Here is a 25,591-nt window from a genome sequence, read left to right on the forward strand (position 1 = left end):
CATGAGCTCATTTCTGCTGCGCGCCGCATTGACCGGAGTAGCCCTCTGGGTGGTCACCCTCATCGTGCCGGGGATGAGCTTCGTCGGCGGCGACTCGACGATCTCCAGGGTCGGCATCATCTTCGTCGTCGCGGTGATCTTCGGACTGGTCAACGCGTTCATCAAGCCGATCGTGCAGATCCTGTCGATCCCGCTCTACATCCTCACCCTCGGCCTGTTCCACATCGTGATCAATGCGCTGATGTTGTGGATCACCTCGTGGATCACCGACAACACCACCGGCTGGGGCCTGCATATCGATCAGTTCTGGTGGACCGCCATCTGGGCGGCGATCGTGCTGTCGGTGGTGAGCTGGCTACTGTCGTTCGTCAAGGCCGTCGCGTAGGACCGAAACCTGTTCTCGCAGCGCCTCGGCGGTGTCGGCGGCCGCGCGCATTCCGGTGTCGGTGCCGCCGTCATGCTCAGCGGCCCAACACGCGGCCAACGTGCGGTACGCGAGCTGTTCGGTAGCCACCACCGTCGGCCACATCCCTTCGGCCCCAAGGCGTTGCGTTGCCGATCCGCCGACACTCGCGTCGTAAGCGGGCAGTAACTCCATCACCCGCAGTTGCAGATCACGACGTTCGGCCCGGGCCGCCGGGGAGCTGACGTCTGCGGCCGCCAGGTGCGGCAGCGTCGCGGTGATCGCCTCCAACGTGCCGGTGATCGCCGTGGGCAGGCCGGTCGGATGGCGCAGACGTTGGGTGGCCCAGTACACCGCCAGCGCCACCGCACAGCCGATCAGCGTGTCGCTGCCGCGGGTGAGCAGCAGCTCGCCGAGGTTCGCGACGCGCACGCCGCCGGAGGCGATCGTGAGCGCGGCGGGCGTGATGAACACGACGGCCAGGGTGTAGTTGCGCACCACGTACATCTCGATGACGAACTGCAGGGCACCGATCACGAGCACGAGCCATAAACCCTGCGGGTGCAGGGCCAGAATCGCCCCGGCCACGCCGAGCCCCAGCCAGGTGCCCAGTGTCCGCTCGACGCTGCGGGTCAGCGTGCGCTGCCAGTCGAAGCCCTGGTGCAGCATGAGGACAGCGGCCGCCATGGCCCAGTACGCATGCGTCATCGTCAGGGCCTGCGACATCAGCACCGCGATGACGCCCGAGATCAGCACCGCCACGCCGACCCGCGCGGCCAACTGCAGGGACACCGAACCCGGCGTCACCGCCCGGCGCAGCAAGCGCAGCACGCTCGGCCGGCCCAGCGGAACCCCTTCGGCGCCATGCTCATCGGTGACCGCGTCGGCGGGCACCGTGGCCAGGTGCCGGGCCAGGGCGGCGCCATCGGGCGGAGCGGGCACACCCATGTCAGCGGCCCTCATCGCCTCGGCGAACAACACGTGCAGGCGCCGGTTGACGACCCGCAACCGATACAGTGCCCGATCGGGCTTGGGTTGCACCGGTTGGTAGTTGACCAACGTGACCCATGCGGCGTGCAGCAACAACGCCGCTTTATGCCGGGTATCGCCCGTGGGGTTTTCGATGTAGGCCGCGACGGCGCCCGCGGCCGCGGCCACCGCGGCCTTCTCGGGACCGCGGGGCCGAACCAACGCGCCCGACATGTGGACCAACCAGGCGAACGCGCCGCCGGCCAACACCAGCGTGGCGTGATGGGCCGGGCTCAGGTGCAGTGTCGCCGGCGTACCGGTGCCGGCCGCGCAGGCCAGCACCAACATGTACGCCCCGGGCGGTCCGACGGACAGGGCATGGCAGACCAGGGTGGCCAACGCGGCGATGATCGTCACCGTCAGCACGCCCAGCCACGGCGCCGAGGACGCCCAATCGCCCAGCGCCACCGCGGCGGCAAAGCACACCGCGATCACGGCGAGATACGCGCCGCGATTCAGGTAAGGGCGACCACCGCCGTACAGCGAGGTGAATCCACCGATGGTGGCGATCAGACCGGCGGTGGTGTCACCGGCCAGCCAACCCACCAGAACCGGTACTGCCATGCAGATTCCGGCGCGCAGGGCGAACGGCCAGCGACGCGGGACACTGTTGATCACGAAGATGCCGCGCAGGGGATGAGTGGTCGCTCGGGGAGCCGGGCGGTCGGACATGTTTACAGCATGCGCGGCGTTTCGCTGACACACTGGACCCATGCCCGAACTGCCCGAAGTCGAGGCGCTGGCCGATCATCTACGCCGGCATGCCACCGGCCGCGAGGTCACCCGGATCGACGTGGCCGCGTTGTCGGTGCTCAAGACGTTCGATCCGCCGACGACGGCGCTGCACGGCCAGACCGTGACCGGGGCGAACCGCTGGGGTAAGTACCTCGGTCTCGAAGTCGGCCCCTGGCACCTGATCACGCATCTGTCGCGGGCGGGTTGGCTGCGTTGGTCGGACAAGCTGTCGCCGACGCCGCTCAAGCCCTCAGGGAAGGGGCCGATCGCGCTGCGCGTGCATCTGGACGAGGGGGTCGGCTTCGATTTGACCGAGGCCGGAACCCAGAAACGGTTGGCGGTGTGGGTGGTCGGCGATCCGCTGGATGTCCCGCAGATCGCCTCGCTGGGCCCAGATGCCCTGTCACTCGATGCCGCCGGGCTGGGGAGCGTGCTGGCCGGGAATTCGGGCCGGATCAAGACCGTGATCACCGATCAAAAGGTGATCGCCGGCATCGGCAACGCCTACAGCGACGAGATCCTGCACGTGGCCAAGCTGTCGCCCTTCGCCACCGCGGGCAAGCTCACCGATGCCCAACTCGGAGCGCTGCACGACGCGATGATCACGGTGCTCACCGATGCGGTGTCCCGGTCGGTCGGTCAGCAGGCCGCGACGTTGAAGGGGGAGAAGAGGTCCGGCTTGAGGGTGCATGCCAGGACCGGGCTGCCGTGCCCGGTGTGCGGAGACACCGTGCGGGAGGTGTCTTTTGCCGACAAGTCGTTCCAGTACTGCCCGACGTGTCAGACCGGCGGCAAGGTGCTGGCCGACCGGCGGATGTCCCGGTTACTCAAGTAGCGGTCCGCATTTTTGACAGTTGTCTAACTCGGTTATCCTGCAGCGATGACCCGTCAGAAGATCCTCATCACCGGCGCCAGCTCTGGACTGGGCGCGGGCATGGCCCGCCAGTTCGCGGCCAAGGGCCGTGACCTGGCGCTGTGTGCTCGCCGCACCGACCGGCTCGATGAGCTCAAGGCCGAGCTGGCCGATCGGCATCCGTATATCAAGATCGCGGTCGCGGCGTTGGACGTCAACGACCACGAGGCGGTGCCGCGGGTGTTCGGTGAGTTGTCCGAGGAACTGGGCGGCATCGATCGCGTGATCGTCAACGCGGGCATCGGCAAGGGCTGGCCACTCGGCGAGGGCAAACCGTGGGCGAACAAGGCGACCATCGAAACCAATCTGATCGCCGGACTGGTGCAGATCGAAACCGCGCTGGAGATGTTCAAAAAGTCCGGCAGCGGTCATCTGGTGCTGATCTCGTCGGTGCTGGGCAACACGGGTGTGCCCGGCGGGAAGGCCGCCTACTGCGCGAGCAAGGCCGGTATGACCTCGCTGGGCGAGTCGCTGCGCGCCGAGTACGACAAAGGGCCGATCCGGGTGACCGTCGTCGAACCGGGCTACATCGAGTCGGAGATGACGGCCAAATCGGCGACCACCATGTTGATGGTCGACAACGAGACCGGGGTGCGGGCCATGGTCGAGGCCATCGAGAAGGAAAAGGGCCGGGCCGTCGTCCCGCGTTGGCCGTGGGCGCCGTTGACCCAGGTGATGCGCTTGCTGCCACCGAAGTACACCAAGCGCTTCGCCTGAGCCGTCCGCGTTAGGTCAGGGAGCCGGAACCTGCACGCAGCCCACGCCGGGAAGGCAACCGCCGCCACCGCCGGGGCCGCCGCCACCGGTCGGGCCGCCGGGGATCGAGCCGCCGCCGCCACCGGGGCCGCCGCTACCGGTGGGTCCGCCGGGAATGGAGCCGCCGCCGCCACCGGGGCCGCCGCCGCCGGTGGGTCCGCCGGGAATGGAGCCGCCGCCACCCTCGGGACCACCGCCGCCGGTGGGTCCGCCGGGAATGGACCCGCCGCCACCTTCGGCACCGCCACCGCCGGTGGGTCCGCCGGGGACTGCGCCTTCACCACCGGTGGCCGGAGCCGGCGACGTCTCCATCGTGGTGGTGACGGTTGTGGTGGTCAGTGACGATGTCGTCGGGGCGGTGTCTTCACTCGAACCGCACCCCACAAGCAGCGGTGCCGCGGTGAGCGCCACGCCCATCCCGACTGTCATCGACCACTTTCGGAGGGATGGCCAGGTACCGCTCGTGCAGGTCGTCAAGGTGAGCCGGTTTGTTGACATCGTGGAAACTCCAGTTCGGTCGGGCCACATTTACAGATAACGGCCCCTGGGTTCCCGCTGAAGATCATGTTGAATCATCCCGAATGATCCGGGCCACTGTCGGTCGACGCGAGGTTTGAGCCCGAAACGAACGCGGGTAGCCCACTGGCATGTCCACAAAGTTGATTTCCACGATGTTGTTCACCGGCGCTGCGGCGGGTGCCGTGGCCTTCGCCCCGGTGGCTTTCGCCGAGCCCGGACCGCCGCCGCCCGCCCCGCCGGCGCCTGGCTGCTACAACCCGGATGGCACGCCGTGTACTCCGTCGGCCGGCCCGCAGGGCGCGGGCGCCGAGGTTCCCGGTGGCCCCGGGGCTCAGGCCGGGTCTGACGGCCACGTCTCGGCCGGTGTGCCGGGCGGACCGTGGGCCGAGGCAGGGCCCGGTGGCGGCGTCGCCTGTGTGCCGGGCGGGCCGTGCCGAACCATTGATCTTCCCGGCTGAGCCGGGATGACGGTCAGACCCTAGGCCGAGCGCCCGCGCTCCGCACGGTAATGGCGCACCAGCGCATCGGTCGACGAATCGGATTGCCGCTCAGGTGACTCCGGTTCGGTGATCACCGGCAGCAGGGCCTTGGCCTGGGTCTTGCCCAGTTCGACACCCCATTGATCGAAGGAGTCGATCCCCCAGATCACTCCCTCGGTGAACACCTGGTGTTCGTATAGGGCGATCAGCTGACCTACCACCGACGGCGTCAATCTCGTCCCCAGGATTGACGTCGTCGGTCGGTTTCCGGGCATCACCTTGTGCGGGACGACGTCAGCGGAAGTCCCTTCGGCGGCAATGTCTTTGGCGGTTCTCCCGAACGCCAGCACCTGGGTCTGGGCGAAGAAGTTGCTCATCAGCAGGTCATGCATGCTGCCGGTGCCGTCGGCCGTGGGTAGGTCATCGGTGGGCTGGGAGAAGCCGATGAAATCGGCAGGCACCAACCGGGTGCCCTGATGCAACAGCTGATAGAAGGCATGCTGGCCGTTGGTTCCCGGCTCGCCCCAGAAGATCTCACCGGTGTCGGTCGTCACCGGGGTGCCGTCCGACTGCACCGACTTGCCGTTGGACTCCATCGTCAACTGCTGCAGATAGGCGGCAAACCGCGACAGGTCATTGGAGTACGGCAGCACCGCACGCGTCTGTGCGCCAAAGAAATTCGAGTACCACAGACCGATCAGGCCGAGCAGCGCCGGCGCGTTCTCGATCAGGGGCGCGGTGCGGAAGTGCTCGTCGACCAGGTGGAAGCCCGCCAGGAACTCGCCGAACCGCTCCCGGCCGATCGCCGCCATCACCGACAGCCCGATCGCCGAGTCCACCGAGTACCGCCCACCGACCCAGTCCCAGAACCCGAACATATTGTCGGTGTCGATTCCGAACTCACTCACCAGCTTCGCGTTGGTGGACACCGCGACGAAGTGCTTGGACACCGCCTCGTCACCCAGGGCGTCGACCAACCAGCGGCGTGCGGCGGTGGCGTTGGTCAGCGTCTCGAGCGTGGAGAACGTCTTCGATGCGACGATGAAAAGCGTTGTGGCCGGGTCCAAGTCGGCCAGCGTGGCGACCAGGTCGGCCGGGTCGACGTTGGAGACAAAGCGGGCGGCGATGCCGACGTCGGCGTAGTGGCGCAGCGCGTCGTACACCATCACCGGACCCAGGTCCGACCCGCCGATGCCGATGTTGACGACGGTCTTGATGCGTTGGCCGGTGGCGCCTGTCCAGTCGCCGTTGCGTAACCGGTCGGTGAATTCGCCCATCCGGGCCAGCACCTCGTGTACGTCGGCGACCACGTCCTGGCCGTCGACGGTCAGCGAGGCATCGGCAGGCAACCGCAGGGCGGTGTGCAGCACCGCGCGGTCCTCGGAGGTGTTGATGTGCTCACCGGCGAACATCGCATCGCGCCGGGCCTCCAGTCCGGCCGCGCGGGCCAGATCGGTGAGCAACTCCAACGTCCGGCGCGTGACGCGGTGCTTGCTGTAATCGATGTAGAGATCGCCGACGGTCAGTACCAACTCGGTTCCGCGGTCGGGATCCTCGGCGAACAGATCCGTCAGGTGGACATCCCTGATCTCGTCGTAGTGCTTCGACAAGGCCTGCCAGGCCGGGGTTGCGGTGATGTCAGCACTCATTCTGTTGACCATAGTGCGGCGCTCGAATCGAAGGTGTACATGATTGATGTATGGCCTTTGAAGACTTGATTTCATCCGTGCCCACAGGACTGTGGATCGGCGGTGAGGAGCGCCAGGCCGCCTCGACGTTCAACGTGCTGGACCCGAGCGACGATCAGGTGCTGGCCACGGTCGCCGATGCCACCCCCGACGACGCGGTCGCTGCGCTGGACGCAGCGTGTGCCGTGCAGGCCGAATGGGCCGCGACCGCACCCCGCACCCGCGGCGAGATCCTGCGTTCGGTGTTCGAGAAGATCACCGAACGGGCCGACGACATCGCCGCGTTGATGACGCTGGAGATGGGCAAGGTGCTCGCCGAGAGCAAGGGTGAGGTCACCTACGGCGCCGAGTTCTTCCGCTGGTTCTCTGAGGAGGCGGTGCGCATCGCCGGACGCTTCACCCCGGCCCCGGCCGGCACCGGCCGCATCTTGGTCACCCAGCAGGCCGTCGGCCCGTGTTACGCGATCACGCCGTGGAACTTCCCGCTCGCGATGGGCACCCGAAAGATGGGCCCGGCGTTCGCCGCCGGCTGCACGATGATCGTCAAACCCGCGCAGGAAACTCCGCTGACCATGCTGTTGCTGGCCAAGCTGATGGACGAGGCCGGCCTGCCCAAGGGCGTGCTCTCGGTGCTGCCGACCACTGACCCCAGGGCGGTCACCACCGCGCTCCTCGACGACGGCCGGCTGCGCAAGCTGACGTTCACCGGCTCGACCGGGGTGGGCAAGGCCCTGGTGAAGCAATCCGCCGACACCCTGCTGCGCACTTCGATGGAGCTCGGCGGCAACGCGCCGTTCATCGTGTTCGACGACGCCGATGTCGACGCCGCGGTCGACGGCGCGATCCTGGCCAAGATGCGCAACGGTGGCGAGGCCTGCACCGCGGCCAACCGCTTCCACGTGGCCAACTCGGTGCGCGAGGAGTTCACCGAGAAACTCGTCAAGCGGATGAGCGAGTTCACCCTCGGCAAAGGTATCGACCCGTCGTCCACCTTGGGCCCCCTGATCAATTCCAAGCAGGTCTCCACCGTCACGGAACTGGTCTCCGATGCGGTCTCGCGCGGCGCGACCGTCGCGGTCGGCGGCGTCGCCCCCGGTGGGCCGGGCAACTTCTACCCGGCCACCGTCCTCACCGATGTGCCCGCCGACGCGCGGATCCTCAAGGAGGAGGTGTTCGGTCCGGTGGCGCCGATCACCGGGTTCGACACCGAGGAAGAGGGTGTGGCCGCGGCCAACGACACCGAATACGGCTTGGCCGCTTACGTTTACACCCAGTCACTGGACCGGGCGCTGCGGGTGGCCGAGGGTATCGAGTCCGGCATGGTCGGCATCAACCGCGGCGTCATCTCCGATGCGGCCGCACCGTTCGGCGGCATCAAGGAATCCGGATTCGGCCGTGAGGGCGGGTCGGAGGGTATCGAGGAATACCTCGAGACCAAGTACATCGCGCTGACCAAGTAACCCACGCAGAATCTCCCGTCGCGCCTTCCCGATTCGGCGCCCGAGTCCCCCTAAACTCTGGGGCTCAAGGCCAAGACGGGAGGCAATGACGTTGACTGCGGCGCCAGTCCGTGCTGCCGGTCGGCGTTGGCGTGCCTCCATCCGGCGGGACATCCCCGCGCTCGACGGCATCCGCGCGATCGCCGTGGCCCTGGTATTGGCCGGCCACGGGGGAGTGCCCGGCGTGGCCGGCGGGTTCATCGGTGTCGATGTCTTCTTCGTGCTCAGCGGATTCCTGATCACCTCGCTGTTGCTCGACGAGTACCGCCGCACCGAACGCATCGACCTCAAGGGCTTCTGGATCCGGCGGGCCAAGCGTCTGCTGCCGGCGATGGTGTTGATGACGTTGGCCGTGGTGATCGCCCGCGACCTGTTCCCGTCCGACGCGGTGGACTCACTTCGCGACGATGCGGTCGCGGCGTTCTTCTGGATGGCGAACTGGGTGTTCGTCGCCGGGAACACCGACTACTTCAGCCAGGGTGCCACCCCGTCGCCCCTGCAGCACACCTGGTCGCTCGCGGTCGAGGAGCAGTACTACGTCATCTGGCCGCTGCTGGTGCTGGCCGCGGCCCTGGCGCTGCGCCGCCGTCGGCCACAGGCTGTGCGTGCGGCCGTGTTCGTGCTCGCGGTGCTCGGTGTCGTCGCCTCGGCGGTCGAGGCGATCCTGCTGTCCGGCGACGACGGCCTGCTCAACCGCGTCTACTTCGGTACCGACACCCGGGCCCAGGCCCTGCTGGTGGGCGCGGCCGCCGCGGCGCTGCTGGTGCGCGACTGGTCCGCGCTGACGGTGTCGGGCACGTTGATCCGGGCCCGGTGGCGACGGTGGGTGGCCTGGACGCTCCCGGTGCTGGGCGTGCTCGTCCTCGGTGCGGCCGCGCATCTGGCCACCGGAAGTGCCGCCGAATTCCGCCATGGCCTGCTGATCGTGGTGGCCCTGGGCGCGGTGCTCGTCGTGGCGCCGGTCGCGCTCGATCAGGACGGTTACGTGGCCCGCGCGCTGGCCTGGTATCCGCTGGTCACCCTCGGGGTCATCTCCTACGGCGTCTACCTGTGGCACTGGCCGATCTTCCTGATCCTCAACGGGGAACGCACCGGCCTGTCCGGTTGGTCCCTGCTGGCGTTGCGGTGCGCGGTGACGATCGCGGTGTCGTGGGTGTCGTGGTGGGCGATCGAGCAGCCGATCCGGCACTGGCGCCCGGAGCATGTGCCGATGTTGCGCCTGGCCGGGGCCACCGTGGCCACCGCGGCGGTGGTGACGATGACGGTCGTCCCAGTGAGTGTGCCGACCCGCCCCGCGGGCCCCGACGTGTTGGCCGCCGCCGCATCCGAACAGGACGTCGGCGCCGAACGGGCCGTTCCGGTGGGACCGGCGCCGGCGTTGCCGCCGGGCACGCGGACCGTCGCCGTCTTCGGTGACTCGGTGGCCTGGACCCTGATGCGCTATCTGCCCAACACCCCGGGATTCCACTTCAGCGACTACACGACGATCGGCTGCGGCATTGCCCGCGGCGGGCCGTACCGGTCGGCCGGCGAGACGCTCAACCAGAAACCGGAATGCGATTCCTGGCCCGAGCGCTGGGCACAACGGATCAAACATGACCGCCCCGAGACCGTGCTGCTGATGATCGGTCGCTGGGAGGTCGTCGACCGCACCTGGCACGGACGTTGGGCGCACATCGGCAACGACGGCTACGACGCTTACCTCAAGAGCGAGCTGCAACGCGCACTGGACATCCTCAGCTCGACCGGCGCCCGCGTGGTGGTGACCACGGCGCCCTACAACCGGCGCGGTGAGCGGTCCGACGGAACGCTGTATCCGGAGGACCAGCCGGGCCGGGTGCAGACCTGGAACACCATGCTGCGCAACGTGGCCGCGAAACGGCCTAACGTCTCGGTGCTGGATTTCAACGCCAAGCTGAACCCGGACGGCAAGTACACCGCGAAGATCGACGGGGTGCGGATGCGCAGCGACGGCGTCCATCCGACCGCTGAAGCGGTGAAGTGGCTGACGCCGTGGTTGATCGACTCGCTGAAGACGCCCGCGAAGTAAGGCTCAGTGGCCGGGTCTAATGGCCGAGGCGGCTGGGTCTAATGGCCGAGCCGGCCGCGGCCGAGCTGGAGCAACAGGATGGCCAGGTCTTTGCCCTCGGGCCCGAGCACGCTGTACCGCTCGATGACCTGCATCTCACGGTTGTGCACCAGCCGGGTTCCGCCGGACGCCATCCGGGCCTTGCCGATCTCCTTGGAGACCTCGGCGCGGCGCTGTACGGCCGCAAGGATGGTGGCATCGAGTTCGTCGATCTCGCGGCGCAGGTCATCAATGTCGGGCACGGTTCGATGGTCCCAGGCAAGCCCGTGCCAACGCAAAACTGTCCCCGCTCGGCGGTAAGTTTGAACTCAAGATGACGCTCGCTACCGAAACTGATGCACTTCTCGACGGCCTGAACCCGCAGCAACGCCAGGCGGTGCTGCACGAAGGGTCGCCGTTGTTGATCGTCGCGGGCGCCGGCTCGGGCAAGACGGCGGTGCTGACGCGCCGCATCGCCTACCTGCTGGCGGCGCGTGACGTCGGGGTGGGCCAGGTCCTGGCCATCACGTTCACCAACAAGGCCGCCGCCGAGATGCGCGAGCGTGTCGTAGGGCTCGTCGGCCCCAAGGCCCGCAACATGTGGGTCTCGACGTTCCACTCCACCTGCGTGCGGATCCTGCGCAACCAGGCCTCGTTGCTGCCCGGGCTGAACTCCAACTTCTCGATCTACGATTCCGACGATTCCCGGCGCCTGCTGATGATGATCGGCAAGGACATGGGCCTGGACACCAAGCGGTACTCGCCGCGCCTGCTGGCCAACGGCATCTCGAACCTGAAGAACGAGCTGATCGGGCCCGAGCAGGCCGCGGCCGAGGCCTCGGAAGCCGCCGAGGAGATGGCGGGCATCATCGCCCAGGTCTACGGCGAATACCAGCGCCGGCTGCGGGCGGCCAACGCGCTGGACTTCGACGACCTGATCGGCGAGACGGTCGGCATCTTGCAGGCCTTCCCGCAGATCGCGCAGTACTACCGGCGCCGGTTCCGCCACGTTCTGGTCGACGAATACCAGGACACCAACCATGCCCAGTACGTGTTGGTGCGCGAGCTGGTGGGCCATCACCTCGACGAGCACGACGGCGTGCCGCCCTCGGAGCTGTGTGTGGTGGGTGACGCCGATCAGTCCATCTACGCGTTCCGCGGCGCGACGATCCGCAACATCGAGGACTTCGAGCGCGACTATCCGGACGCGACGACGATCCTGCTGGAACAGAACTACCGCTCCACCCAGACCATCCTGAACGCGGCCAACTCGGTGATCTCCCGCAACACCGGTCGGCGTGAGAAGCGGCTGTGGACCGAGGAGGGCGAGGGCGAGCTGATTGTCGGCTACGTGGCCGACAACGAGCATGACGAGGCCCGCTTCGTCGCCGAGGAGATCGACGCGCTGGCCGACAGCGAGGGCCTCAAATACGGTGATGTCGCGGTGTTCTACCGCACCAACAACTCCTCGCGTGCGCTGGAGGAGGTGTTCATCCGCGCCGGCATCCCCTACAAGGTCGTCGGCGGGGTGCGGTTCTACGAGCGCCGCGAGATCCGCGACATCGTGGCTTACCTGCGGGTGTTGGACAATCCGGGGGACTCGGTGAGCATGCGCCGCATCCTCAACACGCCGCGCCGCGGCATCGGGGACCGGGCCGAGGCCTGCGTGGCGGTGTACGCCGAGAACACCGGCTCCAGCTTCAACGACGCGTTGCAGGCCGCCGCCGAGGGCCGGGTCCCCATGCTCAACAGCCGCTCGGAAAAGGCGATCGCGAGCTTCGTGCAGCTGCTCGACTCGCTGCGCGGCAAGCTCGACGACGAGCTCGGCGATCTGGTCGAGGCCGTGCTGGAACGCACCGGCTACCGCCGTGAGTTGGAAGCCTCCAGCGACCCGCAGGATCTGGCCCGGCTGGACAACCTCAACGAATTGGTCAGCGTCGCACACGAATTCAGTACTGACCTGGCAAATGCCCGGGCCCTGGCCGAAGAGGAGCCGGTCGACGAGGACATCCCGGACACCGGCGTGCTGGCCCAGTTCCTCGAGCGGGTGTCGCTGGTCGCCGATGCCGACGAGATCCCCGAGGACGGCGCGGGTGTGGTGACGATGATGACGCTGCACACCGCCAAGGGGCTCGAGTTCCCGGCCGTGTTCGTCACCGGCTGGGAGGACGGCATGTTCCCGCACATGCGGGCCCTGGGCGACCCCAACGAACTGTCCGAGGAGCGCCGGCTGGCCTATGTCGGTATCACCCGGGCCCGCAAGCGGCTGTACCTGTCGCGAGCCAAGGTGCGCTCGTCGTGGGGCCAGCCGATGCTCAACCCGGAATCCCGGTTCCTGCGGGAGATCCCGGAAGACCTGATCAACTGGCGGCGTGTGGAACAGCCGTCGTCGTCACTGAGCGCCCCGGTCGGCAATGCCGGGCGATACGGCACGCCACGCCCGTCACCGTCGCGGCCGGCCGCCGCCCGCAACCGGCCGGTGATCACGTTGACCCCCGGCGACCGCGTCACCCACGACAAGTACGGCCTGGGCCGCGTCGAGGAAGTCTCGGGTGTCGGCGAATCGGCGATGTCCCTGATCGACTTCGGCAGTGCCGGCCGAGTCAAGCTCATGCACAACCACGCGCCGATCCAGAAACTCTGAGCCGTTGACTCTGCGCTGACGGCGTTGGTCTCTCGCACTTCTGCGCCGCCTACGAAGAGTCAACGAGCGGCATGATGCCAGGGCTCGTCCGCCAACACCGCCGGGGCCGGCAGGCGTGGTTCGGCCAGGGGTGGAACCGCGGTCAGCACCGGGTTCTGGTCCAGCCGTGACCCCGCGGTGCGGCCGCCGCCCCAGCCGACCATCGCCCGGTAGCCGCCGAACAACCCGACGTCCCGCACCACGGTTTCGGACGCGTGGGGACTGTCGGCGCCGACGGGGGACGACACCGGGGAGACGTAGAGCGCGTCGGTGGGGCAGTAGGCCTCACACATGAAGCAGGTTTGGCAGTCGGACTGACGCGCGATCACCGGCACCCCGTCGGCCCCGCGGTCGAAGACATCGGTGGGGCACACCTTGATGCAGACGTCGCATTTGATGCAGGCCGTCGAGCTGACGATCTCGATCATGCCACCGCCTCCGCCGAAACCAGGCGGGGCGCAACGGGATCCGGTGTAGTCCAGACCGTGTCCAGGCCGCCGACCAGGATGCGGTGCTCGTAGTGGTGATCGGAATCGGGCAGGTCTTCGCGGCGGTGCAGACCTCGGGTCTCGGGGCGGGCCAGGGAGGCGGCGGTGATCCACCGCGCCACGGCGATCATGGCTTGGGCCTGCCGTTGCTTGTAGATTTCCCGGGCCGGCACCGGGGCCAGGCCGTCGGCGATGTCGCGCCACACACTCTCCAGCGCTGCGGCCGATTCGGCCAGCCGCTCTCCGGTTTTCAGATAGCTGCGCTGCGGCGGCAGGATATGTGCCTGGGCCGCGGCCACCACCTCGTCCACGGTCGGTCCCCCTGAACGCGACGGTCGCACCGGTGTGGCCCACCCGCCTGGATGAACCCACCTGCCGCGGCTGAACTCCGCCGCACCCCGGCCGGCGAAGGTGCCCGAGGCGATCGCCCAGGAGCCGTTGCGGCTACCGCCGCCCGACAGTGAGCCGGTGATGAGTTCACGGGTCGCGGCATCACCGGCGGCGTACAGCCCGGGAACTGTTGTGGCGCAGTCGGGTCCGGTCAGGCGCAACCCGCCGGTGCCCCGCACCGATCCCTCGTAGACCATCCGCACCGGGTAGGCCGTGGTGAACGGGTCAATGCCGGCCTTGTCCAGCGGCAGGAAGTAGTTCGGCTGGGCATCGCGCATGGTCTGGCGGATGTGTTCGGGTGCCCGGTCCAGCCGGGCGAAGACACGTCGGCCCTGGGTCAACGCCCGCTGCGCGTCCTGGCGTCCGCTCAGCCCGCGCTGGGTGGTGAAGGGCCGGCCGTGCTCGTCATAGAAGCTGCCCCACTGCAGCATTCGGCCCTTGGTGTGCACACCCCATTCTGGAGCCAGCGCGTAGGCGGTGCAGAACTCCATGCCGGACAGGTGCGCCCCGCGCTCGGCGGCCATCAGCAGGCCCTCGCCGGTGTCGACGTTGGTGCCGAAGGTTCCGGACAGGAAGGCCGTCCCGCCCGTGGCGAGTACGACGGCACCCGCGGCGATCTGCCATGGGCGGCCGCCGTCCTGACGGGCGATGCCGGTGGCGCCGGTGATGACGCCGTCGCGGTCGGCGGTGAGCTCGAGCGCCGGGTGGTGGTCGAGGATGCGTACCCCGCTGCGATGGGCTTTGCGACGCATGCGTCGCATGTACTCCGGGCCCTGCAGGCTGCTGCGCATCTCCCGCCCGTCGGCACCGACCGGAAACGGATACCCCCATTCGGAAAGGTGTTCGAGCCGGTCCCACGAGGTGGCCAGCACCCGGAACATCCACTCCGAGTCGGTGATCCGGCCCGCGGCCAGCTCGCGTTCGCGCACGGATTCTTCCCGTCGCGGGCCAGGTGGGATCGCCCACAGGTTGTTGCCGCCCGCGGCCGTCGCTCCGCTGGTGCCGCAATAGCCCTTGTCCACCAGGATCACCCGGACCCCGGATTCGGCGGCGGAGACGGCCGCCCAGGTCGCCGCGGGCCCGCCGCCGATCACCAGGACATCGGTGCTCAGTGCGTCAGTGTCAGTGGGAGCCGTCATGGCCCACCTCCTCTCGAACACCGAGTTCGGCGAGCAGGACGCGGCGTAGGTCGTCGAAGCCGTCGTCGCTGCGGGTGCGGGGGAAGGGCAATTCGACGTGCCGGTCGAGTGAGACCCGCCCACCGGAGAGCACCACCACGCGGTCGGCCAGCAGGATCGCCTCGTCGACGTCGTGGGTCACGTGCAGCACCGCCATGTGCCGGCGGGCCCACAGCTCGTGCAGCAGCCCGTACATCTTGAGCCGGGTCAGCGCATCGAGCGCCCCGAACGGCTCGTCGAGCAGTAGTAGATCGGGTTCGCGCACCAGCGCCCGCGCCAACGAAACCCGTTGCGCTTCACCACCGGACAGGGATAGTGGCCACGCTCTGGTTTTGTCGACGACCTTCTCGGCCAGCCCCACTTCCTCCAGCGCGGCGCGGGCCCGCGCGGTACGGCTGGGCGCGTCGGGTCCGGCGTCGGACAGGGCGAACGTCACGTTGGCCAGCGCACGCCGCCACGGTAGAAGACGTGGATTCTGGAACACCACGGCGCGAGACCGGGGTACCAAAACCGACCCGGTGACGTCGTCGTCGAGGCCGGCCAAAACGCGCAGCAGCGTGCTCTTGCCCGATCCGGACCGGCCCAGCATCGCGACGAATTCACCGTCGGCGATGTGTAATTCGAGGTCCTCGAGCACCTGCTGGTCACCGAAGGCCTTCCGCAGTCCGTGTACCTGCACCACCGGTGCGTTCACGAGACGCCTTCGAAGCCGTTGCGCCAGGACAACAGAACCCGCTCCAGGACCCGCACCAGCGTGTAGGAGAGGAGGCCGGCCACCGCGTAGATGACGATGACCAGCAGTGAGACGTCGAACTGCAGGTTGGTCTGTGCCCGCGACATCAGGTAGCCGATGCCTTCGGTGGTGTTGATCATCTCGGCGAAGATCAGGCTCAACCACGCACTGGAAAGTCCGAGCCGCAGGCCCACCAGAAAGTTCGGCATCGCGCCGGGCAGGATCACCTGGGTGATGAGCGTGGTCCGCGACGCCTCCAAGGTCTGGGCCATCTCGACCAATTGCCGGTCCACGCCCCGGATTCCGGAATAGGTGTTGATGTAGATCGCGATGGCGACCCCGGTGGTGATCAACACGATCTTGGGTCCCTCGCCGATGCCCATCCAGATGATCAGCAGCGGGGTCAGCGCGAAGTTCGGGACGGCCTTGAGGATCTGCATCGTCCAGTCGAGCAGGTCTTCACCGGTGCGGGTGAGTCCGGCCGCCACGGCCAGCAGGACGCCGATCACGATGCCCAGCAGGGTGCCGGTGAGCACCCGGACACCCGAGGCGCCGACGTGGGTGGCGAGTTGGCCGTCGCTGAGCAGCCGCCACGCGGTGGCCGCCACCTGCGCCGGTGGTGGGAACAGGTCGGTGTTGAGAAGCCCGGTGCCCGAGCCGATGGTCCAGACCGCCAGGATCAGGACCGGACTCATCAGCCGGCGCACCGGCCGGGGGGTTCGTGCCCACAAGCCTTTTCGGTGGTTGCGGTCCCCGACGACCTCGACGAGTTCAGGACTCGCCGACGGCGCCCGGACGGCCGTCGCGCTCGTCATGACTGACCCCCGGCCCACTCCCGCACCGAGTACTCGTGGTCGAACGACCCGTCGGCGTTGAGGAACGTGTAGGCGGCGTCGAGTTGGTCCACACCGACTGCGGGGAACGGCTCGGTGTTGAATTCCTCTGGGCGCGTCGACTTCTGGACGAACTGCAGATCGGTGTCGTCGGTCTGTGCGACCCACGTCAGATAGTCGTCGAAGTTCTCGGTGATGTCGCGGTTGACCGCGGTGACTGCCTGCTGCCAGGCCTCGGTGAACCCGGGGTGGGCGTCGGTGAACGAGCGCAGCGCGATGTTGGTGCCGGTGCTGCCGAACCCGTGGCGCGACAGGCTGTCGATGATCGGGAAACCTTTGGATTCCAGCTCGGCGGCGCTGGCGCCGGTGAGGATCGTGGCGTCGATCTTCCCGGAGCTCAGCCCGGCGATGGACTCGGGTGTCGGCACGTCGCGCACGTGGATCTGGTCGGTGAGTCCGGCGGCGTCGATCAGTTGGCGGGCGGCGCGATCACGGATGGTGCCCTGTGGGGCGGTGATGTCCTTGCCGACCAGACCCTTGATGTCGGTGGGGCCCCCTTTGGCGCCCACCAGCCAGGCGTCGCCGTTCACCGAATCCAGGGACAGCAGAACCACTTTCGGGTCCCGGCTGCGGGCCCGTAGCGCCGGGTTGTCGCCGATGGCCGCGACGTCGATGGCGCCGGCGAACAGGGCCGAGGCGACATCGCTGCCGGACTGGAAGAACGAGTATTCGATCTTGCCGACCCCGGCCGATTTGAGCTGCTCGGTCAGGATGCCCTGGCGATCACCCCAGCCCAGCGAGCCGGCCGGGGTCCCGGTCACCGAGGTGGCCCCGACGCGCAGGGTATAGCCCGACGCCTCGTCGCCCTCGCTGCTGCAGGCGACTGCGGTGGCGAGGAGGGACAGCACAAATGCGGTGCGCAGCAAGCGGTTGAACATGGGCAGCGGGCCTCCGGGAGGGTCAGGAGCGTACACACGCGAATCGGCCCCAGTAGACGCCTCGTCGGCAATTGCGGGCGACGGTTTCGATCAGGCTGGTTACAACGGCGATTGACCGGCCGGTGGTCGCACAGTACGTTGGAACAACTATTTGGTACGGACGACGGAGAGCCGGATCGGTGACGACTCAACATGTGATGGAGCTTTACTACGACCCGTTCGACAACGACATCGACGACAACCCGTATCCGGTCTGGAAGCGGATGCGAAGCGAAGCGCCGTTGTACTACAACGACAAGTACAACTTCTATGCGCTGAGCCGGTGGGACGACGTCGCGCGGGAGCTGCCCAATTGGCAGGCCTACCGGTCCGGGCGGGGCACCACTGCCGACATTCTGTTCAGCGGTATCGAGGTGCCGCCGGGCATCCTGCTGTTCGAGGATCCGCCACTGCACGACCTTCACCGTCGGCTGTTGTCCCGGGTGTTCACGCCCCGGCGGATGCTGGCCGTCGAGGACCTGGTGCGTGGGTTCTGCGCCAAGGCTCTCGACCCACTGCGCGAGCAGGACGGGTTCGACTTCGTCGCCGACCTCGGGGCGTTCATGCCGATGCGAACCATCGGCTATCTGCTGGGCATCCCGGAGGAGGGTCAGGAGCAGATCCGCGCGGGCACCGACAAGAACATCGCGCTTTCCGACGACACCACCGACGTCAACGCGACCGTCTTCGCCGACGCCCTGGCGATGTTCTCCGAGTACATCGAATGGCGGTCCACCCATCCTTCCGACGACCTGATGACCGAGCTTCTCAACGCCGAGATCGACGAACCCGACGGGACCCGGCGCAAGCTGGAACGTACCGAGGTGCTGGCCTACACCGCGATGATCGCCGGCGCGGGCGGTGAAACCACCGCCCGGCTCATCGGTTTCATGGGACAGCTGCTCGGGGACCATCCCGACCAACGACGCGAACTCGTCGCCGATCCGAGTCTGATCCCCGGGGCGGTCGAGGAGACGTTGCGCTTCGAACCGCCCTCACCGGTGCAGGCCCGGTACGTCGCCGAGGATGTCGACCTCTACGGGCGGGCCATACCCGAAGGCTCGTACATGTTGCTGCTCAACGGATCCGCCAATCGGGACGAGACCAAGTTCACCGACCCCGACCGGTTCGACATCCACCGCAAAGGTGGGCACCTGAGCTTCGGCCAGGGTCTGCACTTCTGTCTGGGCTCGGCGCTGGCCCGGCTCGAGGCCCGCGTCGCCATCGAAGAGGTGCTCAAACGGTGGACCGATTGGGAAGTCGACTACGCCAACGCTTTTCGCGCGCGCACCTCCAGTGTGCGTGGGTGGGCGCGCATGCCGGTCACGTTCTAGGGACACGCGTCCTGGCGGCCGCCAACACCGCGGTGACCACCGGCACGGTGAGCGTGAGGACAACCACTGATGCGGTTCGGGGCGCGAAGATCGTGAGCAGGTCGGCGGCTCCGATCTCATAGAAGACCCGATCCAGGTCGGTCCAGCCAAAGATGGCCTGCGCCACGGTGATGATGCAGCCGGCGATCACGACGTAGCTGCCCGCGGCGACTCCGAGGAAGAGCAGCACCGCGCCGACAACCAGCACCGCTGCCGCAATGGCTGAGACCGCCAGCGGCTCGATCATCGCCAGCGCCCACGTCGCGCTCGGCGTCGTCGGCAGGAGGTCCGTCAAGTCGGCGATGTAGAGCAGGCTGGAGTCGAACTGCCTCTTGGCTTGCCATAGGTGGTAGGCGGCGATCGCCATCGCCAGAACCGCGACGAGCAAGGTGGGTGCCCGATTGCCGCCGAGCTCCACCCCCTCAGGATCGTCGGCAACGGAACGGGTTTCAGTCCCCGCGAGGGCCAAGACGACCAGCGTCATGATCGACACGCCGAACCAAACCCAACGGGTCACACCGAGTGCCCCCTGGTCCGTCCACACCAGGAAATCGCGGCCGACCCATATCGCGAATTCGATCAGCGACAACCCAATCACCGCAGCACAACCGACGATCACCAACGTACGACCCCGAGGGTTGCGCCGGCTCGACAACGCCGCGCCGGCGAACAGCGTCGCGGTGACCGCAACGAGTGCGATCAGGTTGAGGATCGAGTGGCTTACCCGCAGTGGATCGGTGCTGAAGCCGTAGCCCATGACGTACCAGGCCATGATCAGCGCGCGCAGTGCGGCGGCGATGCCCAACAGGCCGCCGATATATGAAAGGACTACCACCGCCATCGCACCGGGACGCATTGCGTCAACCTAACAGCGGCCGCAGCCGCGTCGGACACTACTTGTCGCGCGCGGCCCAGCGCCCCGTCGAGGGCAGGACTGTGAACAGGATGGCAGCCAGCGGGAGCGCCGGCATCGCATAGACGACGGGATGCAGTTGCGCTCCCGCGATGAACAAGCTGCCGAAGATCAGCAGGCCGATCACCGCGCCGACGACGACCAGCAGCCGGCCCATCCGGCGCCGCAGCAACAATGCGATGAGCCCGCCGATGGTTGCTGCGGCCGAGATCGCCGCCAGAAAACCGATGGCCACACAGAACAATCGGTCGGTGCGCCACCAGCCGGCGATCAGATCGGTGGCGATGACGCCGGTGGCCCAACCACCGAGGATGGCCAGGGTGGCGGCCGCGATCGCCGTTCGGGGATCGGTGCTCGCCGACGTGCGGGGGATGATCGTGGGCCGGGCGTGCGGGACGTAGCTTGTGACGGCTTCGTCGGGCAGGTCGCCGATCAGGCCGGTCTGTGGTTCCTCGCCGGCTGCGCTGGGAATGGCGCCGGTGGGATGACGGCGAATGATGCTCGTCTTGGGATCGGCGCCAATCGGTTCAGGCCGAGAAAGCGGAGCCTGTGGCTGTCGCCGGATGATGCGGGTGCGGTCGTCGTCTTCGTCGGGTTGATCGGCTGGCAACTGGCCGTCGTCGCTCACTCAGCCAACGTAGCTGCCGACGCTCAGTCCTCGCTTGGACAGCCACGGCACCGGGTCGATGCGGTTGGTGCCGTTGAGCAGCACCTCGAAATGCAGGTGCGGACCCGTGGAGTAGCCACGGTTGCCGACGGTGGCGATCTGGTCACCGGCCATCACGCGGTCGCCCACGCTGACCAGCCAGGTGTTGATGTGGCCGTAGAGCGTGACGGTGCCGTCGGAATGGCGGATCTTGACCCAGGCGCCGTAACCGGCCGTCGGACCTGCGGCGATCACCACGCCGTCGGAGACGGCGGCGATCGGGGTGCCGATGGGGCTGGCCAGGTCGATGCCGGCGTGCAGGACGCCCCAGCGGTAGCCGAAGTTCGAGGTCCAGACGTAGCCCTTGGTCGGCATGACGAACAGCGGGCGGGACAGCCGGGCCTCGCGTTCGGCGCGCTCCTGGGCGAAGGCGGCGGCCTTGGTGATCTCCTCGGCGTGCACCGGGGAGTCGGCGGTCGAGGCGACCGAGACGATCTGCATGCCGTCCACCGAGCCGGTGACCGAGGCACCTTCGATCTGGGTGCCCTCGGACGCCAGGATGGTGTCGTCGGCCTGCGTCTCGGGGGTGCTGCCGAACGAGTAGGCGCCGGCGGCGGATGCGCCCGCGGCCATCGCGGCGATCATCAGGCGGCTCTTGAGGGCGCCGGCGGGCTCCTTGCGGTGGGCACCGCCGCGGCGGCCGGAAAGATCGATGACGTCAGTGGCGGCCATACCGTCGCTCACGTCGGTGTGGCTGTCGCGGTAGGCGTGGCTGGAGGTGCGCGCTCCGCGTGACGACGAGCCGCGCTCACTGCCGGCGTCGGGACGGAACCGCGACGGCACGGCCAACCGGACCGGAACCAGATCGTCGGTGTCGTTTAGATCGTCGAGTTCCGGGGCATAGATGACGCTGGAGCCGTCATCAGAGGCGTCGTCGAAATCGTCGAACGCACTGAACGGAATGATGTCGGTGATCTCCGCGGCGTCGAGTTCGTCCGGAGACAGTGGTCTGCGCTCGCGTGCGCTCGTCGGCACTCCTCGTGGAGCTGCGGACGAACGGTGCTGCGGCAAGACTCGAGAATCCTTCTTCGTCGTGACCTGAACGTGATCTGGACCAGAGGCACGTTAACCAAATCCCAATGATGGTGGCAACTCCTGTGTGTATTCCGCGCTGGAATGTGATCCGTATCACCCGTCATCGGCGGTGAGATCTACCACATGAGCCGGAGGCGGTGCCAATCCATCACTGCGCGGTGGATAAAGTTCCCCCGGGCCCGTCAGAGGTACCGGACCGGGCAGCTTCGATGCGCGCGCTCGAAGCGAAGCAGACAGACAACGCCTATCTAGGAAGCACATGGATCTCTTCGAATATCAGGCGAAAGAGCTGTTCGCCAAGCACAACGTCCCCACAACCCCGGGCCGCGTGACCGACTCGGCCGAGGACGCCAAGGCGATCGCCACCGAAATCGGCAAGCCCGTGATGATCAAGGCACAGGTGAAGGTCGGCGGCCGCGGCAAGGCCGGCGGCGTGAAGTACGCAGCCACCCCCGAAGATGCGCTCACCCACGCGCAGAACATCCTCGGTCTCGACATCAAGGGCCACGTCGTCAAAAAGTTGCTGGTGGCCGAGGCGAGCGACATCGCCGAGGAGTACTACATCTCCTTCTTGCTCGATCGCGCCAACCGCACCTACCTCGCCATGTGCTCGGTCGAGGGCGGCATGGAGATCGAAGAGGTTGCCGCCACCAAGCCCGAGCGGCTGGCCAAGGTTCCCGTCGACGCCGTCAAGGGAGTCGATCTGGCCTTCGCGCGTGAGATCGCCGAGAAGGGCCACCTGCCCGCCGAGGTGCTCGACGCCGCCGCGGTGACGATCCAGAAGCTGTGGGAGGTGTTCGTCAAGGAGGACGCCACCCTGGTTGAGGTCAACCCGCTGGTGCGCACCCCCGACGATCAGATCCTGGCGCTGGACGGCAAGGTCACCCTCGACGCCAACGCCGACTTCCGTCAGCCCGGCCACGCCGAGTTCGAGGACAAGGACGCCACGGATCCTCTGGAGCTCAAGGCCAAGGAGAACGACCTCAACTACGTCAAGCTCGACGGCGCCGTCGGCATCATCGGAAACGGTGCGGGCCTGGTCATGTCGACGCTGGACGTCGTCGCGTACGCAGGTGAGAAGCACGGCGGCGTGAAGCCGGCCAACTTCCTCGACATCGGTGGTGGTGCCTCGGCCGAGGTGATGGCCAACGGTCTGGACGTCATCCTGAACGACAGCCAGGTCAAGAGCGTGTTCGTCAACGTGTTCGGCGGCATCACCGCGTGTGACGCGGTGGCCAACGGCATCGTGGGAGCGCTCAAGAAGCTCGGTGACGAGGCCAACAAGCCGCTCGTCGTGCGTCTCGACGGCAACAACGTCGAAGAGGGCCGCCGCATCCTGGCCGAGGCCAATCACCCGCTGGTGATCCAGGCCGAGACCATGGACGCCGGTGCCGACAAGGCCGCCGAGCTGGCGAATAAGTAAGGGAGCCAACAACAATGTCTATCTTTCTGAACAAGGACTCCAAGGTCATCGTCCAGGGCATCACCGGTGGCGAGGGCACCAAGCACACCGCGCTGATGCTCAAGGCCGGCACCCAGGTCGTTGGCGGCGTGAACGCCCGCAAGGCCGGTACCACCGTGAAGCACGTCGACAAGGACGGCAACGACGTCGAGCTGCCCGTGTTCGGCTCGGTGGCCGAGGCCATGAAGGAGACCGGCGCCGACGTGTCGATCGCCTTTGTGCCGCCGGCCTTCTCGAAGGACGCCATCATCGAGGCCATCGACGCCGAGATCCCGCTGCTGGTGGTCATCACCGAGGGAATCCCGGTGCAGGACAGCGCTTATGCGTGGGCCTACAACGTCGAGAAGGGTCAGAAGACCCGCATCATCGGGCCGAACTGCCCGGGCATCATCACCCCCGGCGAGTCGCTGGTCGGCATCACGCCCAACAACATCACCGGCAAGGGCCCGATCGGTCTGGTGTCGAAGTCGGGCACGCTGACCTACCAGATGATGTACGAGCTGCGCGATCTCGGCTTCTCGACCGCCATCGGCATCGGCGGCGACCCGGTCATCGGCACCACCCACATCGACGCCATCGAGGCGTTCGAGAAGGATCCCGAGACCAAGATCATCGTGATGATCGGTGAGATCGGTGGCGACGCCGAAGAGCGTGCCGCCGACTACATCAAGGCCAACGTGACCAAGCCGGTCGTCGGCTACGTCGCGGGCTTCACCGCTCCGGAGGGCAAGACCATGGGCCACGCCGGCGCCATCGTGTCGGGCTCGTCGGGCACCGCCGCGGCCAAGAAGGAGGCCCTCGAGGCCGCCGGCGTGAAGGTCGGCAAGACGCCGTCCGAGACCGCCAAGCTGGCTCGCGAGCTGCTCAGCTAGTTCTTTCTGCGCGAGCAGACGCAGATGTCCCCGCACGCCCGGCGTGTCGGGGACATTTGCGTCTGTTCGGCAGTTAGCGGCGACCTCCAGGTTGCCGTTTTCTGCACCAGGGCGGTGCTCACTCGTCGAGAACGACCCAGGCGTGGAAACCGGCGAACAACGGCGTGCGCGTTACTCCCGCCCGCCGGCGAGCAGACCCGCCGAGGCGAACTTCAACCCGCTGCGCAGCTCGTCGAGCTGGATCGGGTCGTCGCTTTCGATGTAGCGCGTCGTGGTGGCCACGGCCATGTTGAAGAACAACCATGCCAATGCGCGCGGGCTGAGTTCATTGCGGTACTGGTCGCGGTAATGCGCCATGTGCACCGTCGTCATCGCCAGCAGTGTCGCGTTCAGGCCCGAGGCGTTTTCCAGCGTGCGGGCATAGTCGGGCCGATCGGCGACGTATCGGATCAACTTCCGGTTGGCGATCGTGAAATCGATCAGGATGTCGATCGATGTATGCATCGCCTCTTGGGGCTGTTCCAAGGTGATCGAGCGGAGCATGTCCTCGATCCGCGGCGCCTGTTCGGCAGCCAACTGCTCGATCGCCGCGTGGATGATTTCTTCCTTGTTGGCGAAGTACTGGTAGATGGATCCCTTGCTGACACCGGCTTGCCCAGCGATCGCGTTGGTGGTGATCTGCGCGGGGTCCGTTTTCTTCAGCAGCTTTCCGGTCGCGGCCACTATTTTCGCGACCATCTCACGAGAGCGCTCCTGCTTCGGGAGCTTGCGGGGCGGTGACATGCTGTTATCCATGCGTACCTCAGAACTAAAACGCGACTTGAATGCGACCTTCTGGTCAGATTACCGTCGCCTCACGCTCAAGGAGGTGCGCTGCCATGACCGCCACATCGGACGTCTCAATTCCGACCGCCGAAGAACCCAAAGAATCGGCCGACATCGAACTGGTGCCACTCGACTCCCTGACGGGCGAGCACACCGGTAGGTGGACGTTCCTGATCGTCGACGGGGCGGCGTTCATGATGCAGGCGATGCATCCCGTCATCGCCGAGATCACCGGCCGCTATTCGGCTGCGTTCCACGGAGATCCGGGCGGGCGGGCGATTCGCAGCGTCGACTCCGTGCTGCGGTGGACCTACGGTGGCACCGAGGCTGTGGCCGAAGGGAACCGGGTGCGTGCGCTGCACCAACCGATCACGATGAAGAGCGCCGAGACCGGAAAGCAGATCAGTGCGCTCAATCCCGAGGCGTACCAATGGGTTATCGCCACCGGCTACATCGTGAACGCCGAAGGCGGCGGCAAGCTGCTGATCGGACGCAACTTCACCGACGCGGAAAAGGACGAATTGCTGCGCGACAACCGCCGGCTGGCCCGTCTGCTGCACGTGCCGATGAACGGTTACCCGGCCACGCGCGCCGAGATGGCCGAGTACTACGAGGCGATGATCGACAAACTGGAAGGCACGCCGCAGGCGTTGCAGTTGATCAAGGACATGCAGACCGGCAACGTCGAGCTACCGCCGGCTGTGCCGAAACTGTTGCACCCGTTGGTCCGTCGTGTCCTTCGGCCCGCACTGCGGTTCAACTACCTGTCGGTGGTCGGGCTGCTCGATCCCCGGCTGCGGGCCAAGCTCGGTGTCACCTGGAGCGAGGACGAAGAGCGGCAACTCCAACGCATCTATGCCGTTATCCGGACCGCCTACCGCATCCTGCCGGACCGGCTCACGTACTTTCCTTTGGCGTATCACGCGCGCAAACACCATGAGTGCCTGGAGAAGATGAAGCAGCGTCAGCAGAAGTCGTTCGCCTACAAGCTCTAAAAGGCCTGGTCACAGGTTTGTCGTAACTCCGTTGGCAGG

At 67.1% G+C, this 25,591-nt stretch carries 24 protein-coding genes and 1 pseudogene; 12 read left to right on the top strand and 13 right to left on the bottom strand.

Annotated elements, in window-relative coordinates; translation table 11 throughout:
- Position 1 precedes the first annotated feature (1 nt).
- A complete protein-coding gene (locus A5699_RS16630) occupies positions 2-385 on the top strand; it encodes a phage holin family protein (protein WP_067771116.1) in 384 nt (127 codons plus the stop codon).
- Here the strand turns inward: A5699_RS16630 and A5699_RS16635 are convergent.
- Positions 356-2,104, bottom strand: coding sequence for an FUSC family protein (locus A5699_RS16635; protein WP_082957750.1), 1,749 nt, complete (start codon positions 2,102-2,104; stop codon positions 356-358). The genes A5699_RS16630 and A5699_RS16635 overlap by 30 nt on opposite strands.
- Positions 2,105-2,144: 40 nt before the next feature.
- Between A5699_RS16635 and A5699_RS29970 the strand changes: the two are divergent.
- From A5699_RS29970 to A5699_RS16645, 3 genes and pseudogenes are all read left to right on the top strand, one after another.
- Positions 2,145-2,390: pseudogene (locus A5699_RS29970) on the top strand (DNA-formamidopyrimidine glycosylase family protein); the annotation flags it as partial.
- 138 nt (positions 2,391-2,528) lie between these two features.
- The gene (locus A5699_RS29975; RefSeq protein WP_231965744.1) at positions 2,529-3,002 is read left to right on the top strand and encodes a zinc finger domain-containing protein; all 474 of its coding nucleotides are present in this window, start codon (positions 2,529-2,531) and stop codon (positions 3,000-3,002) included.
- A 45-nt stretch (positions 3,003-3,047) separates the two neighbouring features.
- Positions 3,048-3,797: an SDR family oxidoreductase gene (locus A5699_RS16645; RefSeq protein ID WP_067771121.1), complete on the top strand. Its 750-nt coding sequence runs from the start codon at positions 3,048-3,050 to the stop codon at positions 3,795-3,797.
- A 15-nt stretch (positions 3,798-3,812) separates the two neighbouring features.
- On the opposite strand, the gene A5699_RS29220 is transcribed toward A5699_RS16645, so the two are convergent.
- Complete coding sequence (locus A5699_RS29220) at positions 3,813-4,265, bottom strand: hypothetical protein (protein ID WP_197508311.1); 453 nt, start codon at positions 4,263-4,265, stop codon at positions 3,813-3,815.
- A 218-nt stretch (positions 4,266-4,483) separates the two neighbouring features.
- Here A5699_RS29220 and A5699_RS16655 point away from each other — a divergent pair, with 218 nt between their 5' ends.
- Positions 4,484-4,813, top strand: a complete 330-nt coding sequence (locus A5699_RS16655) for a hypothetical protein (RefSeq protein WP_067771125.1) — start codon at positions 4,484-4,486, stop codon at positions 4,811-4,813.
- A 20-nt stretch (positions 4,814-4,833) separates the two neighbouring features.
- On the opposite strand, the gene pgi is transcribed toward A5699_RS16655, so the two are convergent.
- Complete coding sequence (gene pgi / locus A5699_RS16660; protein WP_067771127.1) at positions 4,834-6,483, bottom strand: glucose-6-phosphate isomerase; 1,650 nt, start codon at positions 6,481-6,483, stop codon at positions 4,834-4,836.
- A gap of 50 nt (positions 6,484-6,533) precedes the next feature.
- Between pgi and A5699_RS16665 the strand changes: the two genes are divergently transcribed.
- Both A5699_RS16665 and A5699_RS16670 read left to right on the top strand, forming a co-directional pair.
- Positions 6,534-7,982, top strand: a complete 1,449-nt coding sequence (locus A5699_RS16665) for an NAD-dependent succinate-semialdehyde dehydrogenase (RefSeq protein ID WP_067771129.1) — start codon at positions 6,534-6,536, stop codon at positions 7,980-7,982.
- 85 nt (positions 7,983-8,067) lie between these two features.
- Positions 8,068-10,071 (top strand): acyltransferase family protein, encoded by a 2,004-nt coding sequence (locus tag A5699_RS16670; RefSeq protein ID WP_197508312.1) that lies wholly within the window; start codon positions 8,068-8,070, stop codon positions 10,069-10,071.
- Between the two features lie 38 nt (positions 10,072-10,109).
- Here A5699_RS16670 and A5699_RS16675 read toward each other — a convergent pair whose 3' ends face one another.
- The gene (locus A5699_RS16675; RefSeq protein ID WP_067771130.1) at positions 10,110-10,388 is read right to left on the bottom strand and encodes a chorismate mutase; all 279 of its coding nucleotides are present in this window, start codon (positions 10,386-10,388) and stop codon (positions 10,110-10,112) included.
- Between the two features lie 35 nt (positions 10,389-10,423).
- Here A5699_RS16675 and pcrA point away from each other — a divergent pair, with 35 nt between their 5' ends.
- Positions 10,424-12,733 carry a DNA helicase PcrA gene (pcrA, locus tag A5699_RS16680; RefSeq protein WP_067771132.1) on the top strand — a complete coding sequence of 770 codons (2,310 nt, stop codon included), beginning with the start codon at positions 10,424-10,426 and terminating at the stop codon, positions 12,731-12,733.
- Between the two features lie 59 nt (positions 12,734-12,792).
- Here the strand turns inward: pcrA and A5699_RS16685 are convergent, their stop codons facing one another.
- The 5 genes from A5699_RS16685 to A5699_RS16705 are packed head-to-tail and all read right to left on the bottom strand — an operon-like array spanning position 12,793 to position 17,332.
- Complete coding sequence (locus tag A5699_RS16685) at positions 12,793-13,200, bottom strand: ferredoxin family protein (protein WP_067771134.1); 408 nt, start codon at positions 13,198-13,200, stop codon at positions 12,793-12,795.
- Positions 13,197-14,789, bottom strand: a complete 1,593-nt coding sequence (locus A5699_RS16690) for an FAD-dependent oxidoreductase (protein WP_067771136.1) — start codon at positions 14,787-14,789, stop codon at positions 13,197-13,199. The genes A5699_RS16685 and A5699_RS16690 overlap by 4 nt, the downstream gene beginning before the upstream one ends.
- The gene (locus tag A5699_RS16695; RefSeq protein WP_067771137.1) at positions 14,773-15,522 is read right to left on the bottom strand and encodes an ABC transporter ATP-binding protein; all 750 of its coding nucleotides are present in this window, start codon (positions 15,520-15,522) and stop codon (positions 14,773-14,775) included. The genes A5699_RS16690 and A5699_RS16695 overlap by 17 nt, the downstream gene beginning before the upstream one ends.
- A complete protein-coding gene (locus A5699_RS16700; protein ID WP_067771139.1) occupies positions 15,519-16,376 on the bottom strand; it encodes an ABC transporter permease in 858 nt (285 codons plus the stop codon). The genes A5699_RS16695 and A5699_RS16700 overlap by 4 nt, the downstream gene beginning before the upstream one ends.
- Positions 16,373-17,332, bottom strand: a complete 960-nt coding sequence (locus A5699_RS16705) for an ABC transporter substrate-binding protein (protein WP_067771141.1) — start codon at positions 17,330-17,332, stop codon at positions 16,373-16,375. The genes A5699_RS16700 and A5699_RS16705 overlap by 4 nt, the downstream gene beginning before the upstream one ends.
- Before the next feature lie 197 nt (positions 17,333-17,529).
- On the opposite strand from A5699_RS16705, the gene A5699_RS16710 reads away from it, so the two are divergent.
- A complete protein-coding gene (locus A5699_RS16710; protein ID WP_067771143.1) occupies positions 17,530-18,705 on the top strand; it encodes a cytochrome P450 in 1,176 nt (391 codons plus the stop codon).
- Here the strand turns inward: A5699_RS16710 and A5699_RS16715 are convergent.
- Genes A5699_RS16715 through A5699_RS16725 form a run of 3 tightly spaced genes read right to left on the bottom strand, consistent with a single transcriptional unit; the run spans position 18,695 to position 21,374 of the window.
- On the bottom strand, positions 18,695-19,600 hold the full coding sequence (locus A5699_RS16715) for a hypothetical protein (RefSeq protein WP_067771144.1): 906 nt from the start codon (positions 19,598-19,600) through the stop codon (positions 18,695-18,697). The genes A5699_RS16710 and A5699_RS16715 overlap by 11 nt on opposite strands.
- 37 nt (positions 19,601-19,637) lie before the next feature.
- A complete protein-coding gene (locus tag A5699_RS16720) occupies positions 19,638-20,285 on the bottom strand; it encodes a hypothetical protein (RefSeq protein ID WP_067771146.1) in 648 nt (215 codons plus the stop codon).
- Entirely contained in the window at positions 20,286-21,374 is a 1,089-nt protein-coding gene (locus tag A5699_RS16725) for a M23 family metallopeptidase (RefSeq protein ID WP_067771148.1), read from the bottom strand.
- A gap of 283 nt (positions 21,375-21,657) precedes the next feature.
- On the opposite strand from A5699_RS16725, the gene sucC reads away from it, so the two are divergent.
- Positions 21,658-22,821: an ADP-forming succinate--CoA ligase subunit beta gene (sucC, locus tag A5699_RS16730; protein WP_067771149.1), complete on the top strand. Its 1,164-nt coding sequence runs from the start codon at positions 21,658-21,660 to the stop codon at positions 22,819-22,821.
- Positions 22,822-22,835: 14 nt separating this feature from the next.
- Positions 22,836-23,732, top strand: coding sequence for a succinate--CoA ligase subunit alpha (gene sucD, locus A5699_RS16735; RefSeq protein ID WP_067771152.1), 897 nt, complete (start codon positions 22,836-22,838; stop codon positions 23,730-23,732).
- Between the two features lie 171 nt (positions 23,733-23,903).
- Here the strand turns inward: sucD and A5699_RS16740 are convergent, their stop codons facing one another.
- Positions 23,904-24,470: a TetR/AcrR family transcriptional regulator gene (locus A5699_RS16740; RefSeq protein ID WP_067771203.1), complete on the bottom strand. Its 567-nt coding sequence runs from the start codon at positions 24,468-24,470 to the stop codon at positions 23,904-23,906.
- Between the two features lie 140 nt (positions 24,471-24,610).
- On the opposite strand from A5699_RS16740, the gene A5699_RS16745 reads away from it, so the two are divergent.
- The gene (locus A5699_RS16745; protein ID WP_067771154.1) at positions 24,611-25,552 is read left to right on the top strand and encodes an oxygenase MpaB family protein; all 942 of its coding nucleotides are present in this window, start codon (positions 24,611-24,613) and stop codon (positions 25,550-25,552) included.
- Positions 25,553-25,591: the final 39 nt, after the last annotated feature.

This window comes from Mycobacterium sp. E802, assembly GCF_001666875.1.
GTDB lineage: Bacteria > Actinomycetota > Actinomycetes > Mycobacteriales > Mycobacteriaceae > Mycobacterium.